The organism is Novosphingobium lindaniclasticum LE124, from assembly GCF_000445125.1.
GTDB classification, from domain to species: domain Bacteria; phylum Pseudomonadota; class Alphaproteobacteria; order Sphingomonadales; family Sphingomonadaceae; genus Novosphingobium; species Novosphingobium lindaniclasticum.
Genome location: NZ_ATHL01000075.1, coordinates 64,626 through 79,118, shown reverse-complemented (window position 1 = coordinate 79,118; position 14,493 = coordinate 64,626). Strand labels below are relative to the sequence as shown.

Annotated in this window: 20 protein-coding genes; 15 read left to right on the top strand and 5 right to left on the bottom strand. The window is 65.8% G+C overall.

Annotated features, from left to right (window positions below; genetic code table 11):
* Positions 1-85: 85 nt before the first annotated feature.
* Genes thrC through L284_RS34995 form a run of 7 tightly spaced genes read left to right on the top strand, consistent with a single transcriptional unit; the run spans position 86 to position 4,806 of the window.
* Positions 86-1,486 carry a threonine synthase gene (gene thrC / locus L284_RS35025; protein WP_021233971.1) on the top strand — a complete coding sequence of 467 codons (1,401 nt, stop codon included), beginning with the start codon at positions 86-88 and terminating at the stop codon, positions 1,484-1,486.
* Entirely contained in the window at positions 1,486-2,373 is an 888-nt protein-coding gene (locus L284_RS35020; protein WP_021233970.1) for a class I SAM-dependent methyltransferase, read from the top strand. Before thrC ends, L284_RS35020 begins: the two co-directional genes overlap by 1 nt.
* A gap of 10 nt (positions 2,374-2,383) precedes the next feature.
* Entirely contained in the window at positions 2,384-2,764 is a 381-nt protein-coding gene (locus L284_RS35015) for a dihydroneopterin aldolase (RefSeq protein ID WP_021233969.1), read from the top strand.
* Between the two features lie 3 nt (positions 2,765-2,767).
* Entirely contained in the window at positions 2,768-3,106 is a 339-nt protein-coding gene (locus L284_RS35010; protein WP_021233968.1) for a Rossmann fold domain-containing protein, read from the top strand.
* Positions 3,103-4,107, top strand: a complete 1,005-nt coding sequence (gene moaA / locus L284_RS35005) for a GTP 3',8-cyclase MoaA (RefSeq protein WP_021233967.1) — start codon at positions 3,103-3,105, stop codon at positions 4,105-4,107. Before L284_RS35010 ends, moaA begins: the two co-directional genes overlap by 4 nt.
* Positions 4,108-4,109: 2 nt before the next feature.
* Positions 4,110-4,346, top strand: coding sequence for a MoaD/ThiS family protein (locus L284_RS35000; protein WP_031342085.1), 237 nt, complete (start codon positions 4,110-4,112; stop codon positions 4,344-4,346).
* Between the two features lie 4 nt (positions 4,347-4,350).
* Positions 4,351-4,806, top strand: coding sequence for a molybdenum cofactor biosynthesis protein MoaE (locus L284_RS34995; protein ID WP_031342084.1), 456 nt, complete (start codon positions 4,351-4,353; stop codon positions 4,804-4,806).
* Between the two features lie 357 nt (positions 4,807-5,163).
* Here the strand turns inward: L284_RS34995 and L284_RS34990 are convergent, their stop codons facing one another.
* The gene (locus L284_RS34990; protein WP_021233964.1) at positions 5,164-5,730 is read right to left on the bottom strand and encodes a hypothetical protein; all 567 of its coding nucleotides are present in this window, start codon (positions 5,728-5,730) and stop codon (positions 5,164-5,166) included.
* Between the two features lie 268 nt (positions 5,731-5,998).
* Between L284_RS34990 and rplU the strand changes: the two genes are divergently transcribed.
* The 4 genes from rplU to L284_RS34970 all read left to right on the top strand — a co-directional run bounded on the left by rplU (position 5,999) and on the right by L284_RS34970 (position 8,205).
* Positions 5,999-6,295 (top strand): 50S ribosomal protein L21, encoded by a 297-nt coding sequence (rplU, locus tag L284_RS34985; protein ID WP_021233963.1) that lies wholly within the window; start codon positions 5,999-6,001, stop codon positions 6,293-6,295.
* A 24-nt stretch (positions 6,296-6,319) separates the two neighbouring features.
* Positions 6,320-6,589 (top strand): 50S ribosomal protein L27, encoded by a 270-nt coding sequence (gene rpmA, locus L284_RS34980; RefSeq protein ID WP_021233962.1) that lies wholly within the window; start codon positions 6,320-6,322, stop codon positions 6,587-6,589.
* Between the two features lie 262 nt (positions 6,590-6,851).
* The gene (locus tag L284_RS34975; protein WP_021233961.1) at positions 6,852-7,430 is read left to right on the top strand and encodes a GNAT family N-acetyltransferase; all 579 of its coding nucleotides are present in this window, start codon (positions 6,852-6,854) and stop codon (positions 7,428-7,430) included.
* Between the two features lie 220 nt (positions 7,431-7,650).
* Positions 7,651-8,205 carry a GNAT family N-acetyltransferase gene (locus tag L284_RS34970; RefSeq protein ID WP_021233960.1) on the top strand — a complete coding sequence of 185 codons (555 nt, stop codon included), beginning with the start codon at positions 7,651-7,653 and terminating at the stop codon, positions 8,203-8,205.
* A 7-nt stretch (positions 8,206-8,212) separates the two neighbouring features.
* Here L284_RS34970 and ygfZ read toward each other — a convergent pair whose 3' ends face one another.
* Positions 8,213-8,971, bottom strand: coding sequence for a CAF17-like 4Fe-4S cluster assembly/insertion protein YgfZ (gene ygfZ / locus L284_RS34965; RefSeq protein ID WP_021233959.1), 759 nt, complete (start codon positions 8,969-8,971; stop codon positions 8,213-8,215).
* Between the two features lie 58 nt (positions 8,972-9,029).
* Positions 9,030-9,935, bottom strand: coding sequence for a LysR family transcriptional regulator (locus tag L284_RS34960; protein ID WP_021233958.1), 906 nt, complete (start codon positions 9,933-9,935; stop codon positions 9,030-9,032).
* Between the two features lie 127 nt (positions 9,936-10,062).
* On the opposite strand from L284_RS34960, the gene L284_RS34955 reads away from it, so the two are divergent.
* Both L284_RS34955 and L284_RS34950 read left to right on the top strand, forming a co-directional pair.
* Entirely contained in the window at positions 10,063-10,761 is a 699-nt protein-coding gene (locus L284_RS34955; protein ID WP_021233957.1) for a pirin family protein, read from the top strand.
* Positions 10,762-10,798: 37 nt separating this feature from the next.
* The gene (locus L284_RS34950; RefSeq protein WP_021233956.1) at positions 10,799-11,377 is read left to right on the top strand and encodes a nitroreductase family protein; all 579 of its coding nucleotides are present in this window, start codon (positions 10,799-10,801) and stop codon (positions 11,375-11,377) included.
* 98 nt (positions 11,378-11,475) lie between these two features.
* On the opposite strand, the gene L284_RS34945 is transcribed toward L284_RS34950, so the two are convergent.
* Positions 11,476-11,817 carry a hypothetical protein gene (locus L284_RS34945; protein ID WP_021233955.1) on the bottom strand — a complete coding sequence of 114 codons (342 nt, stop codon included), beginning with the start codon at positions 11,815-11,817 and terminating at the stop codon, positions 11,476-11,478.
* A gap of 196 nt (positions 11,818-12,013) precedes the next feature.
* Here L284_RS34945 and L284_RS34940 point away from each other — a divergent pair, with 196 nt between their 5' ends.
* On the top strand, positions 12,014-12,697 hold the full coding sequence (locus L284_RS34940) for an HPP family protein (RefSeq protein ID WP_052018379.1): 684 nt from the start codon (positions 12,014-12,016) through the stop codon (positions 12,695-12,697).
* A gap of 28 nt (positions 12,698-12,725) precedes the next feature.
* Here the strand turns inward: L284_RS34940 and rarD are convergent, their stop codons facing one another.
* Positions 12,726-13,619, bottom strand: a complete 894-nt coding sequence (gene rarD, locus L284_RS34935; protein ID WP_031342081.1) for an EamA family transporter RarD — start codon at positions 13,617-13,619, stop codon at positions 12,726-12,728.
* A gap of 207 nt (positions 13,620-13,826) precedes the next feature.
* Here rarD and L284_RS34930 point away from each other — a divergent pair, with 207 nt between their 5' ends.
* The gene (locus L284_RS34930) at positions 13,827-14,237 is read left to right on the top strand and encodes a glycine zipper 2TM domain-containing protein (protein WP_021233952.1); all 411 of its coding nucleotides are present in this window, start codon (positions 13,827-13,829) and stop codon (positions 14,235-14,237) included.
* The last annotated feature ends 256 nt before the right edge of the window (positions 14,238-14,493 follow it).

Below are 14,493 nucleotides of genomic sequence, written 5' to 3'. Positions count from 1 at the left end.
CGCTTCGCGGCGCTTTAGGAATTGTTCTCGCCAAACCCCAACGACAGGCTTTTCATTTCGCGCCCCTGCGGCTAACCGCGCCGTCATGGACTACATCAGCACCCGCGGCAGCGCACCGGCGCTCGACTTCGAAGGCGCCACGCTCGCCGGCCTCGCTTCGGACGGCGGGCTCTACGTGCCGCGCGAGTGGCCGCGTTTCTCGGCCGACGAGATCGCCGCCCTGGCGGGCCTGCCTTATGCCGAACTCGCGGCGAAGATCATGTTCCCCTTCGTCGAGGGAAGCCTGACCTATGACCGCCTGCTGGAGCTGACCAGACAGGCTTACGGTCGCTTCGCGCACAAGGCAGTGACGCCGCTGAAGCAGCTCGACGAGCAGCAGTGGGTGCTGGAACTGTTCCACGGCCCCACGCTGGCTTTCAAGGACGTGGCGCTGCAACTGCTGGGCCTGCTGTTCGAGGAGTTCCTCGGCCGCTCGGACCGGAACCTGACGATCGTCGGCGCGACTTCCGGCGATACCGGCTCGGCCGCGATCGACGCGGTAGCCGGGCGTGCCAAGGTCGATATCTTCATGCTGCACCCCAAGGGCCGCGTGTCCGACGTGCAGCGCCGCCAGATGACCACGGTGCTGGCGCCCAACGTCCATAACATCGCCATCGAAGGCTCGTTCGACGACGCGCAGGCCACCGTGAAGCGCATGTTCAACGACAAGGCGATGACCGATCGCTTCGCTATCGGCGCCGTGAACTCGATCAACTGGGCGCGCCTGATGGCCCAGGTGGTCTATTACTCCGCCGCCGGGCTCCAGCTGGGCGCGCCGCACCGCAAGGTCGCCTTCTCGGTGCCGACCGGCAACTTCGGCGATGTCTTCGCCGGCTATGTCGCCGCGCAGATGGGCCTTCCGATCGAGAAGCTGATCGTGGCCACCAATGTGAACGACATCCTTCACCGCGCGCTGGCCGATGGCGATTACTCGCAGGGCACCGTCACGCCAACTGCCGCGCCGTCGATGGACATCCAGGTCTCGTCGAATTTCGAGCGCCTGCTGTTCGACCTGAACGGCCGCGACGGCAAGGCGCTGGCCGAGCAGATGGCCGGGTTCGAAGCGACCAAGGCCATGCAGCTCACCAATGCGCAGCGTGAAGGCGCTTCCGCACTGTTCACCTCGGCCCGCACCGATGCTGACGAGATGGCACAGGCCATCCGCTGGGCCTGGGAAAATTGCGGCGAGCTGATCGATCCGCACACTGCCTGCGGCCTCTTCGCCGCGCGCACTTCGGGCATCGACGCCGGTATCCCCATCGTGACGCTGGCGACGGCGCACCCCGCCAAGTTCCCCGACGCGGTCGAGCGCGCCACCGGTCAGCGTTCGGGCCTGCCTGCGCGCGTGGGTGATTTGTTCGAGCGCGAGGAAAAATGCGTCGACCTGCCCGGCGACTACGATTCGATCGCCGCGTTCGTGGCCGAGCACGCGGCCCCGAAGATCTGATGGCACACCTGGAAACCCAACCCGTCATCCTCGCCGGAGAGGGCTGGGACGATTATGGCCTCGTCGATTCGGGTCACGGCCGCAAGCTGGAGCGTTACGGCGACTACCGCTTCGTGCGCCCCGAACCGCAGGCGATGTGGACGCCGCGCCTCGAAAACTGGGACGCGCACGGTGAATTCGTGCCCGGCTCGGACGAGGACGGCGGCGGCCGGTGGCTGTTCGACAAGCCGGTGCCGCGCGAAGGCTGGCCGCTGGCGTGGAACGAGGTCAGCTTCACCGCCCAGTGCACGCCGTTCCGCCATCTCGGCTTCTTCCCGGACATGGCACCGGTGTGGGACTGGATGCGCGAGATGCTCGCGGACAAGAGCGATGCCAATACGCTGAATCTGTTCGGCTATACCGGCGTCGGCACGCTGGCGCTTTCCGCGCATGGTCCGGTCACGCATGTCGATGCCTCGAAGAAGTCGGTCGGGCAGGCGCGTGAGAATGCGGCGCTGGCCGGACTGGAGGATCGCCCGGTGCGCTGGCTGATCGACGATGCCGCCAAGTTCGCCGCGCGCGAAGTGCGCCGGGGCAAGCGCTATGACGGCATTATCCTCGATCCGCCGAAATTCGGGCGCGGCCCCACCGGCGAGACGTGGCGTCTGGAGGAAAACCTTCCCGGCCTGCTCGCCGATTGCCGCCAGCTTCTGGACAGCGAAAGCAAGTTCCTGTTCCTGACCGTTTATGCCGTGCGCATGTCGTCGCTGGCGCTGGCGGGGCTGATGGAGGAACTGTTCCGCGACCTGCCCGGCACCATCGAGCACGGCGATCTCTCCGTCCGCGAGGATCAGGAAGGCCGCCTGCTGCCGACGGCAATCTTCGCACGCTGGCGCAATAACGGCTAAAGGCGCGCCCATGAACACGCCCACCGATTCGCTTACTCTCGAAGTCGCCGATTTCGAACACGACGTTCTTACCGGGATCTACTCGGAAGAGACCGGCAAGCCGCAGCCGCTGCGCTTCACCATCCAGGTGTCGATGCAGCCGATCGAGCGCTACACGCCCGATACGCCGCTGACCGAGAGCAAGAACTACATGGACCTCAAGTTCGCGGCCAGCGAAGCGCTGCCGCAGGGGGTCCACTTCAAGCTGATCGAGGCCGTGGCCGATCACGTCTGCGAAACGCTGTTCCTTCAGGACGCGCGGATCACGGCCGTCACTGTGAAGATCGTCAAGCTCGCCATTGCCGAGGCGGGCGAGAAGATCGGCATCACCCTGACCCGGCAGCGCCGCTAAGCGATGATCCTGCACGTCGGTCCCCTTGCGGAAAACCCGCTGGACGCCGCCGCGCAGTTTCATGCCGAAGTCCTTCCCCGGGCGCGCGCGGTTTTGGCCGAGCATAAGAACCTCCTCCTCGTCTTCGCGCCGGCAGGGCACGACCACCGCGCATGGCGACTCGCAGCCGTGCAGGGACTTGCGCGCAGCCATGCTCCGCTGCGCGTGAATGCGCTGGCAGCGGCGAGCGACGATGCCATCGATGCGGCGAGCCGCTGGTTGACCGAATCCGAAAGTATAACCGGACAATACCTCCCCCTTGATGGGAATGCCGCAGGGCGCGTACTATATCGTCAGCAATGAGCATCGCATCGCCTCTCGTGGACCAGTTCCAGCGCCGCATCACCTACCTGCGGCTCTCGGTGACGGACCGCTGCGACCTGCGCTGCGCCTACTGCATGCCGGAGCGCATGACGTTCCTGCCCAGAAAAGAGGTGCTCACCCTCGACGAACTGCATGAGCTGTCGCTGGGTTTCATCGCGCGGGGCGTGACCAAACTGCGCCTCACCGGCGGAGAGCCGCTCGTTCGGCGGGACATGGTCGAACTGGTCCGCGCGCTCGGCCGCAAATTGGGCGACGGCCTGGAAGAACTGACCCTGACCACCAACGGCACGCGTCTGGCCGAGTTCGCGGAAGATCTCTTCGCTGCCGGCGTGCGGCGAATCAACGTCTCGCTCGACACGCTGGACCGCGCGACGTTCCATCGGCTTTCCCGCCGCGATTCCCTGCCGCAAGTGCTGGAAGGCTTGGCGGCGGCAAAGGCTGCGGGGCTTCGGGTGAAGCTCAACACCGTGGCCCTGAAAGGCGTGAACGAGGGCGAGATTCCGCAGATCATCGCCTGGGCGCATGGACAAGGCTTCGAGACCACCTTGATCGAAGTCATGCCGCTGGGCGATGTCGAGGAAGACCGCTTCGACCATTACCTGCCCCTCTCGGTCGTTCGCGACGATCTCGAAAGCCGCTGGACACTGCGGCCCAGCACGCATCGCAGCGGCGGTCCGGCGCGCTACTTCGACGTGGCGGAAACCGGCGGCCGGCTCGGTCTGATCACCCCGCTCACCCAGAACTTCTGCGAGGGCTGCAATCGCATTCGGGTTACCGCGACCGGGCAACTCTACGCCTGCCTGGGCGGCAACGAACAGGTCGATCTGCGCGCGGCTTTGCGCAGCGAGGATCCGCAGGCGGCGCTGGACGCCGCGCTCGACACCGCGATGCGGATCAAGCCCGAGCGGCATCATTTCGCCATCGACAAACGTGGTGCCGCTCCGGCGCTGGCGCGTCACATGTCGATGACGGGCGGCTGACCGTGGCGATTACTCTCGTGTTTCTCGGGCGCCTGGAAGACGCCGCCGGTAGCGGTTCCCGTGAAGTGCCCGCTGCGGCCTCGCTGGGCCAGGCGATCGGCGCGCTGGACCCAGACCTTGCCGATGTCCTGCGCGGACCGCGCATCCGGTGCGCCGTGAACGGCACGCTCGTCCAGGGTGACGTGCCCTTGCGCAATGGCGACGAGGTTGCCTTTCTCCCTCCCGTTTCCGGTGGCTGACATGATCGGCGACGTTCGCTTGCTGACCCTGCCTTTCGACGCGGCCGAGGAGCTTGGCACTTTTACACAGCGGCTCCCGCAGGCAGGGGGGATCGTCAGTTTCCTAGGGCAAGTTCGCGCAGGCGGGCCGGAGGGCGCTGAGGTGGAGGCGTTGGAACTGCGCCATTACGATCCGCTGACCCTGCCGGCGATGACGGCGCTTGCCGCGCGTGTCGCTGGCCGCTGGACGCTGGATGGATTGCTGATCCTGCATCGCAGCGGAACGATGGGCCCGGGTGAGCCGATCGTGCTCGTCGCCGCAGCGGCCCGTCATCGCCGCGATGCCTTTGCCGCAGCCGACTTCGCCATGGACCACCTAAAGAGCGAGTCGTGGTTTTGGAAACGGGAAAAAGTCGCAGGCGCATGGCGCTGGATCGAACCGCGAGACCAGGACATTGAGGATCTCGCCCGCTGGGGCTAACGAAATTTCGGCGGTTCCGACAATTTTGACCTGGATCAATGTCATCACTCCCTGGAGGAAGCAGGGGAGCGCCGCGAACGATCGTCGTCGCGACATCGACGCGATGTTGCAGTGCCCGAACTGGGGGCAGTTCGTGGCCGCCGCGACATCGGCGTTCCGAGCGGCGCCGTTTGCGGCAAGGCAACCCGTCACCGCCATTGCGTTTCCTGCTGATCCGGGGAGCGCAAGGCCGGTTGTGCTTGCTCGCCGACGGTGAGACACCGTCTCCCGATTACGACCGAAGCCGGGGGGCTTCGGTCGGGCCGGGTCTTCTTGGACTACCCCTCCCTCGCAAGGGGGAGGGGTTTTTCCGTTATTTCAGGTCATCAGCCTGGTATCGAGCGCTGTGATCGCGGCGTTCTGGCTATCGACGAGTGCCTGCACCTGGCCGCGCGCGGTGTCGATCGCCTGGGCACTCGGCGAATCGCCCACGGGCTCAGCCTGCCGCGCATCGGCATAGAGCGAATCGAGATCGGCGAGAGAAGCCACGGCGGTATCGCGGCTGGCCTGGAGCGCGGATACCGCGACTTGCGCCGAGACCCAAGCGTCGCTGGTTCGCGAAGATCGCGCCGCTGCCGAGACGGCGCGTTCGGCGGCCGGACGCTTGGCGGCGAATTGCTTGTCCGCTTCGCGCGCGGCGGCGACCAGGCCGCCGATTCGCGTGGTCAGATCGGCAGTGGGCGGAGGAAGCTGCACCGGCGGCGGCGCGGGTGCAGCCGCGGCGGGCATGGCCGTGCGCTCCACCGCGCGATAGGCCAGTGAGGGATAGCTGCCTGCCGTCGAGCAGGCCGTCAGGCTCAGCGCCGCGGCAAGCGTCAAAAGGCAGGCCGGAGCCGGCGAACGAGACGAGAACGGCGGCAGCAAAGGGTCGGTTGCGCGGGTCATGGCCTTGCCATAGCATGGTCATGGCCGAGCGCGAGCGTCAATCCACGGTAGGATCGCGATGGAATCGCGTTTCGCATCCGTCACGGACCTAGTCCTTGGTTGACACGAATCGGGTGGTGGACTAACGGCACCCTTCTTTCCGGTACCCCGTGAAAACGGGATGCCGGCGCGTCGCCCGCAAGGCTCCACGGTTCCTTCCTGGACCAGAGCGGCCGGGGCAAAGTTGTTTCGGCCTGTTTAGGGCTCATTGATATTAGGTAAGGGCACCATGTTCGCAGTTGTGCGCACGGGCGGCAAGCAGTACCGGGTTGCCGCCGGAGACAAGATCGCGGTTGAAAAGCTGGCTGGTGAAGCCGGTGAGACCATCACGCTGGGCGACGTTCTGCTCGCCGGCAACGAAGGCGAAGTCGCCGACGCCTCGAAGATCACGGTTTCGGCCGAGATCATCGCCCAGGCCAAGAGCGAAAAGGTCGTGGTGTTCAAGAAGCGCCGCCGCCACAACTATCGTCGCAAGAACGGCCACCGCCAGCAGATGACTCTGCTGCGCATCGTGTCGGTCGCCTGAGCCAAAGATCGGAAGGACTGAGCAATGGCACATAAGAAAGCAGGCGGTTCGTCGCGCAACGGTCGCGACTCTGCGGGCCGCCGCCTTGGCGTCAAGAAGTTCGGCGGTCAGGAAGTGATCGGCGGCAACATCATCATCCGTCAGCGCGGCACCCGCGTGTATCCGGGCGTGAACGTCGGCATGGGCAAGGATCACACCCTGTTCGCGCTTGCCGAAGGTCGCGTGCGTTTCCACGATGGCAAACTCGGCCGTAAGTACGTGTCGGTAGATGCCATGGCAGAAGCCGCCGAATAATCGGATGGTCGATAAAAGGGCCATCCTTACGGGATGGCCCCGCCGATCTTCTTGAGATCGGCTGAACGAGGGAGAGGGGCCAGCCCGTCTCCCTCTTTTCGTGTCTCCCTCACGCACGGCGCAACTGTCTCGCAGAGCGACTAACCCGTACATTTTCTTACGAAAATTCGCGGATATATAGCGCTTTCCGGACGTTGTGCGTAATCGCAATGTCACGCGCGAACCTTATGGAAGGCGCGGGGCGGATGAGTGGAGATACTCTATGTTCGTTCGCAGCGAGCGGCTGTTCCTGCGGCCCGGCTGGCCGGAAGATCAGGATGAATTTCTGGCCCTGATCGACGACGAAAGCGTCGTGCGCAACCTGACGCGTGCGCCTTGGCCCTATTCTTCGAACGATGCCAGGCGGTTCCTGGAAGCACCGCAGGACATGCTGCTGCCGCGCTTCCTCATCACCGATCCCGGAGAGCACGGAACGCGCATCGTGGGCTGTATCGGCTTCTCGCGGGTCGATGGAGAGGTGAACCTCGGCTATTGGATCGGCCGGGAGCATTGGGGCCGAGGTTTCGCCAGCGAGGCCGTTCGCGCCGTTCTCCCGTTGGCGCGCCTTCTGGGGCACAAGCGGATCGTCGGCAGCCACTTCATCGACAACCCGGCCTCTGGCCGCGTGTTGGAGAAGGCCGGCTTTCTGCCGACCGGCGCCGTCGCCGAAAAGCATAGCGAAGGACGGGGTGGAAGCTGCCTCGCGCGGGAGTATGCTCTGGACCTCGACTCGCCTGATGCATGCCTGAACGATAGCGAAGATCTTGCGCTGCCCTGCCTGACGGCCCAGCGCGCAGCCTGACCGGATCTCGTCCCCGACGCGCGTGACGTCGGCGACGAGATCGGCAATTATCTCAAAAGAAACACGATACCGGCACCAGTTCGGACAGCCAAAAATGCCGGTCGGGGCGCTGCGCGCAATCGCACTAGGGCCGTGACAGGTTCCGCAGCAAAACTCGTGCAAAGCAACTGGCTTTGTGCATAGTGTAACGCGCGGAAAAAAATAATCGGAGAACCGTCACATGTTCGTCCGCACGGAGAGACTGTTTCTAAGGCCCGGCTGGCCGGAAGACGTCGACGATCTCGTCGATGCGATTTCCGACGAAGCCGTACAGCGTCATCTCGGCGTGGGCGAATTGCCGCGCTCGAGCCGCGCGATGCGGGACTACTTGTCCGAGCCCCGCGATCCGCGCCTGCCGCATTTCTTCATGTACCTGCGTTCCCCCGGAGGCCCTCAACTGGTGGGCGGCATCGGTCTTGAGCGCATCGAGGAGGACGTGGAACTCGGCTACTGGATCGCGCGCCCTCATCGCGGTCGAGGGTTCGCCCGCGAAGCGGTGCGCGCGGTTCTCGCGCAGGCCACGACCCTGGGGCACCGGCGGGTGGTGGCGAGCCACTTCGACGACAATCCCGCTACACTGGGTGTGCTGGAGGACGCCGGCTTCGCCGACAGCGGGACCGAGCGCGAACGGTTCAGTCACGGTCGAGGCAAGCCGGTCCGGGCGCGGATCTATGTAGCGGAACTGAGCGAGCAGCCTTTCCTCCGCACTCCGGCTCAGGCTGCCCTTTCGGCCTGACTTGCGCTCATTCCTGCGATGTCAGCCATTTCGGCGCAAGTTGCGGATCGATGTCCTCGACGCGCAAGTGGTCCACCGCCAGTCCAAGGTCTGGATAGGCGGCGCGGCGCCGCTTCTCGTCGGAACGGGCGAGCGGCACCACCACCAGGCGGCGGTTCACCTTCTGCCGCCAGTTCATGCGCGCGGTGTTCTCCTGCCCGACGTAGCAGCCCTTGGTGAAGCTGACGCCGTTCAGTTCGACCGCGTTGCATTCCAGCCAGAGCGTCTCGCCGTCGCCCAGTTCGGCGCGGCCCTCGGGCACGCCCATGGCAAGCCGGTGGGCGCGCCAGGCGGCATCGGCGCCTTCGGCTTCCGCCGGGTCGGCCGGATCCACGGGTGCTATCCAGCGCTCACCGAGCCCATGATGGCGCGGATCGGGGGCGGCGCCGTCGCCGGTATGAGGACGCCAATGCACCGCCAGCGAATCGTCGCGGGCGATGTCTATGGCGCGGCGCAGACGGTACATCGACAGGCGCTTCACCAGCGCCTCGGCTGCTTCGGCCTCGCAGTCGATCAGCAAGCCCTGTCCGGCCTTGTTGGCGCCCGGCCAGACGATGAAGTCGAACAACGCTTTGCCTTGCGGAGAAAGCAGCGCGGCCCAGGCAGGCAGCACTTTCTGGACGTCTGCGGTGACGAGTCCCTGCAGGAACGCGGCGACGTCTTCCTTGGAATCGGGGCGGGGAGAAAGCCGGATCACGGCGCGGTCGAACAAGCGGCTGGCGGTCATGGCCGATAAGTGGGGCACGGTGCCGAACTGCGCAAGTGCGGCTGTTGGGTGAGGAACGTCAAGGACAGTGCGCCAGACGCTCGCGGATCTCGTCGAGAACCCAAACCGCGGCAGGGCCGGGCGGGCTGTCCTTGCGCCAGAGTGCGACAAGGGCGTAGCCGATCGTCGGACGTTCCGGCAGGCGTAGTTCGATCAGCTCCCCACTGGCGAGATCGGCGGCGATGCGGTGGCGCGGCATCGAGCCCCAGCCGATGCCTTCCTTGAGCAGGGCATGCTTGGCGCCGAGATCGGCCAGCCGCCACGAGCGCGGACTGAAGACGGAAAAGTCGCGCCCTTCGGTGAGGGGCGAGCGGTCGGTCAGCACCAGTTGCAAGTGCCTGCGGGCCTCGCCGGGAGCAATGGGACCGGGGACCGCGAGAGGATGTCCGGGGGCAGCCACCGGCACCATTTCCACCGCGCCGACCGTCTCGCGCTGGATCTCGGGTAAATCGAGGATGTCCGGGCCGGCGATGGCGAGCGTGGCGCGGCGATCGAGCACCAGCGCGGCCACCGCGCCGAGCGCCTCGACATGGAGGCGCAGCGGCACGCTGGGGAACATGACCTGGAAGTCGCGCAGCAGTTTTGCCAGCACATTGCCCGGCACCATCACGTCCACCGCCAACGAGAGTTCGGCTTCCAGCCCCTGCCGCAGGCTGCGCACCTTTGCGAGCAAGGCATCGACATCGTCGGCAATGGCGTGGGCTTCGCTCAGGAGGGCGCGGCCCTGCTCCGTCAGACGGGGCTTGCGGGAGCCTTCGCGCTCGAAAAGACGCACGTCGAGCTGGGTTTCGAGCTGCGCGATGGCGTAGCTGATCACGGAAACGGCACGGCCGAGCCGGCGCGCCGCTCCGCCGAAGCTGCCTTCCTCGACCACGGTGAGGAACGTGCGCACATGATCGAGGCTGGGAGGAACGATGTCAGCCATCAGGAAAGCCTTCAGCTTACTTGAACATTTGGGATGATTTTATCTCAATTATCCGGTGGCTCTGCAAGCGCTACATCACGGGCAAGCAAGTCGCACACCGCGACGGACCACCTTCCAGGAGGGCCATATGATCGAAGTTCGTCCCTTCAACAGCCTGGGAGCCGCCGACCACGGCTGGCTCGATGCGCATCATCACTTCTCCTTCGCCGACTACCATGACCCGGCGCGGACCAACTGGGGCCGCCTGAGAGTCTGGAACGACGACGTCATCGCCCCGCGTTCCGGCTTTCCGCCGCATCCGCACCGCGACATGGAGATCATCACTTACGTCCGCACCGGCGCGATCACGCACAAGGACAGCCTCGGCAACGAAGGCCGCACCGGAGCCGGGGACGTGCAGGTGATGAGCGCGGGCACCGGGATCGTCCATTCCGAATTCAATCTGGAGGACGAGGCCACTACCCTGTTCCAGATCTGGATCCTGCCCGACCATCGCGGCGAGGCTCCCGGATGGGGCGCCCGACCGTTTCCCCGAGACGACCGCGCAGGCCGTTTCGTCACTCTGGCCAGCGGCGTGGCCGGCGACGAGGACGCCCTGCCGATCCGCGCCGACGCCCGCGTGCTGGGCGCCTCCGTGAAGGCCGGAAACAGCGTCACTTACGAGACTGGGCGCGGGCGGCATGTCTATCTGGTGTCCGCCAAAGGCCGGATCCGCGTGGACGACGTCGAAGCGCAGCCGCGCGACGGCGTGGCGATCACCGGACTGGACAGCTTCACCGTCACCGCGATCGAGGACGCCGAACTGGTCCTCGTGGACGCTGCCTGAATCTCCCTCTCCCAACATCTCATCCAAGGAAATCGATATGACCGGACGCATTGCCCATCCCAAAGTCGAAAACCTGATCGTCGATCGCTGGTCGCCGCGGGCTTTCGATGGCAGCGAAATGCCGCAAGAGGACCTCGACGTGATCTTCGAAGCCGCCGGGTGGGCGCCTTCGGCCTACAACGTGCAGCCCTGGACGTTCCTTTACGCGAAAAAGGGCGACGCCAACTGGGATCTGCTGCTGTCCCAACTGATCGAGTTCAACCAGGGCTGGGCCAAGGACGCTTCCGCGCTCGTCTATGTCGTGTCGGACAGCCAGATGCGTTCGGAAAAGGGCAATTCGGCCAACCACAGCCACAGCTTCGATGCCGGTGCGGCGTGGGCGCTGGCCGCGCTGCAGGCGCAGGCTCTGGGCTATCACACTCACGGCATGACCGGCCTGAAGTTCGGTGAAGCCGAAGCGGCTCTGGGCATCCCCGCCGACCACCGCCTGGAAGCGGCCTTCGCGATCGGCCGCATGGGCGACAAGAGCCGGCTTCCCGAATTCCTTCAGGAACGCGAAGTGGCATCGAGCCGCAAGCCGGTGGCCGAGATCGCCAAGCCCGGCAAGTTCGCCTGATCATCCGGAGCGCTTCCGGCATTCCTCCTCCATTGCCGGAGCGCTCCCGAGCCCGGTTCGCCTTTGTCCCTGAGGCGAATCGGGCTTTTTCCTTGGCGTCAGAACTTGCGCTTCACCCCCACCATCACGCGGTTGCTGACCGTACCGTTGGGGAAGGCCTCGGCTTGCAGGTGCAAGTCGGCAGTGGTGTTCTCGTCCAGCTTCATCTCGAGACGAGGGACGGCGCTGGGCATCTCGAACTCCTGAGGCAGCGGCAGGACGCGTTCCCTGTCCGGGTCCGGCGCGCAGACGACGATCTCGCCCGGGCGACTCTCCGGGCATCGCGGGCGGACGACGCTGAAGCGCATGCCGGGCGCGCTGCGCATCTGGCGCAGATCGAAAGCATCGACGATTTGCTCGGAAGCGGCAGGCGCGGCGGGTGTGGTATCGATCGCGGGCATGGCATCGGCTCCATCGGGAGCGCGCAGGCAAGCACGCGATCGTGGCCCATTTGCGGCAGCGCGGCTCCGGCCTGCGATTACAATTTGGCTATCGAGAGGCGAAGCACGACTCGGCTCGTCAAGGCGGGAAGACTGGTCCATAGGCGCGCCATCGTTTTGCAGGTCAAGGAGGTGAGGCCCGGTGGCGGCTGGATGGTTGAGTAATCGGGGCAGCGCCGTTGCGGCGCGCTTTGGCGCTACGGGGCACCTGGGATGGATTCGCGGTGCTTTCGGCGGCCTGCTGGGCATTGCGCTTGCCGGCGGCGTGACGATGCTGCTCGAGATGAAGGGCGTGGAAATGGGGGGGATGTCCACGCTTCCCTTCCTCGTCGCACCGCTCGGTGCTTCCGCCGTGCTGGTGTTCTGCGTGCCGGCCAGCCCGCTGGCGCAGCCCTGGTCGGTCATCGGCGGCAACATGATTTCGGCCATCGTCGGCCTGTCCATGGGGCACTTGCTGGGCGACCCCTGGCTGGCCGCTTCCATGGGCGTGGGACTGGCGATCGCGGCCATGTCGCTCACCCGCAGCCTCCATCCGCCGGGCGGCGCCTGCGCGCTGCTCTATGCGCTGGGCGCCACGGGCGAGCAGCACTGGGGCATCGGCTACCTCGTGCCGCTGGCGCTCAACCTGATGTTCCTGTTCCAGGTCGGCTGGCTCTATAACAACCTGACCGGGCACCCCTGGCCTCACCATGCCCCCAAAGTGCAGCACAAGGCGCCCGATCCCTACACGCGCGCTGATATCGAGGCGCTGCTGGCGGAGTGGGATGAAGTTCTCGACGTCGATGTCGACGATCTCGATGCTTTCGTGCAGGCGCTCCTGCGCAAGGGCGCGAAGGCGTGAACGGCCGTCCTTGGCGAATTTTCGCGCATCAGGCCGGCTTGCGCCTGCGGGAGAGCAGGTCCCAGCAGAACACCGCGATGGCCGTCCAGATGAACAGGAAGCAGAAGATCTGCACCGGCCGCAGCGGCTCGCCGAAGACGAACAGGCCCATCAGGAATACGCCGGTGGGCGTCACGAACTGGATGAAGCCCAGGACCGAGAAGTCCAGCTTGCGCGCCGCTCCCGCGAAAAGCAGCAGAGGAATGCCGGTGACGACGCCGGCGCAGGCGAGCAGCAGGCTGGTAGCGAGCGACTCGCCCATGGCGAGGCCGGCGGTGCTCGTCGCCTGCCAGCCGAGCAGGCCGAGCGCGGGAACCAGCAGGACCAGCGTCTCGACCGTCAGGCCGGGCAGCGACTCCACCGGTGCCAGCTTGCGAACCAGGCCGTAGCCGGCGAAGCTGAACGCAAGCCCCAGGCTGATCCAAAGGGTATCGAAGGCCCCCCAGGCCAGCATGGCGACGCCAATCGCGGCGAGCGCCACCGCGATCCACTGCAAACGCGAAAGCCGCTCGCGCAGGAAAATGGTTCCGGCCAGCACGTTGACCAGCGGATTGATATAGTAGCCGAGACTTGCAGCCAGCACATGACCTTCCATGACCGCGATGACGTAGACCAGCCAGTTCGTGCCGATCAGCAGACCGCTCAGGGCCAGAGCGCCTAGCAGGCGCCGATTGCCGACCGCGGCGCGCAGCTGCGCACCCTGGCGCAGCACGGCGACCATGACGAGGCAGAAAGGCAAGGTGAACAGCAATCGCCACGCCACCACCTCGAACGGAGAAACCGCATGAAGCGCCGCGAAGTAAAGCGGAAACAGGCACCAGATGAAGTAGGCGCCGAACGCCTGTGCAAGGCCGCCGGTTCGGCGAGGGGTAAGGTGCTGCATCGGCTGATCCTGTTGCTGGACCGTCGCGATAAGTGCAGGCCACCGCCGCCGCAAGCGGTTCGTCGGGCCTGGAGCTTCGTCTCGCCGATAAATCCTTTCCTGACAGGCGTGTTGCGCACCGTTCAGGTTCATTGCTCTAAAGCTGAATGCGTACCGCGGATCGAGCCTCAGAGGGCCCCCTCCCCGGCAATGACGAGGAGATTTGAGATGAACGCATTTTTCAAGGCAACCGCACTCGCTGCCGCCATGGCGAGCCTGACGACCGCCCTTCCGGCTACGGCCGCTGTCAGCGTCGCCCCGATCGCGTATTCGCAGGGCACTTTCGAAGCACCCGGCGTTCAGGACAACGACCACTGGCGCGAGCGCTACTCCCGCGAGGACCGTCGCCGTGGCTACGGCAACCGCGACCGCTACTATCGCGGTGACCGTGGCTACCGCCGCTACGACTGCCGCCGGGGCAGCGGCACCACCGGCCTGCTGCTCGGCGGTGCGGCCGGCGCCCTGGCCGGTCGCGCCATCGACACCCGCGGCGAGCGGACCACCGGCACCGTGCTCGGCGCTGCCGCCGGCGCTCTGCTGGGCCGCGAAGTCGACCGTGGCGGTTCGCGCTGCCGCTAAGAGGTCCGGCGGAAATCCGCTGAACCCGGATTTCCCCCCTCCGCCAAACCGATCTGAACAGTTATCGGCTTCCCCGCGAGGACGGCGACTTGCGGGGGGGACCTCCCGATCTCCCTTGGGGAACGGGCGGGAGAGGGCGTCTGCGGTTTCGGCCGCAGGCGCCTTCGACATGTCTGAGCGGGCCGTTTCCAAAGCTCACACACGCGCTTGCTGTCCATCCCGAAACGGGACGCGGGCGAGTTTCATCCCGCTGACC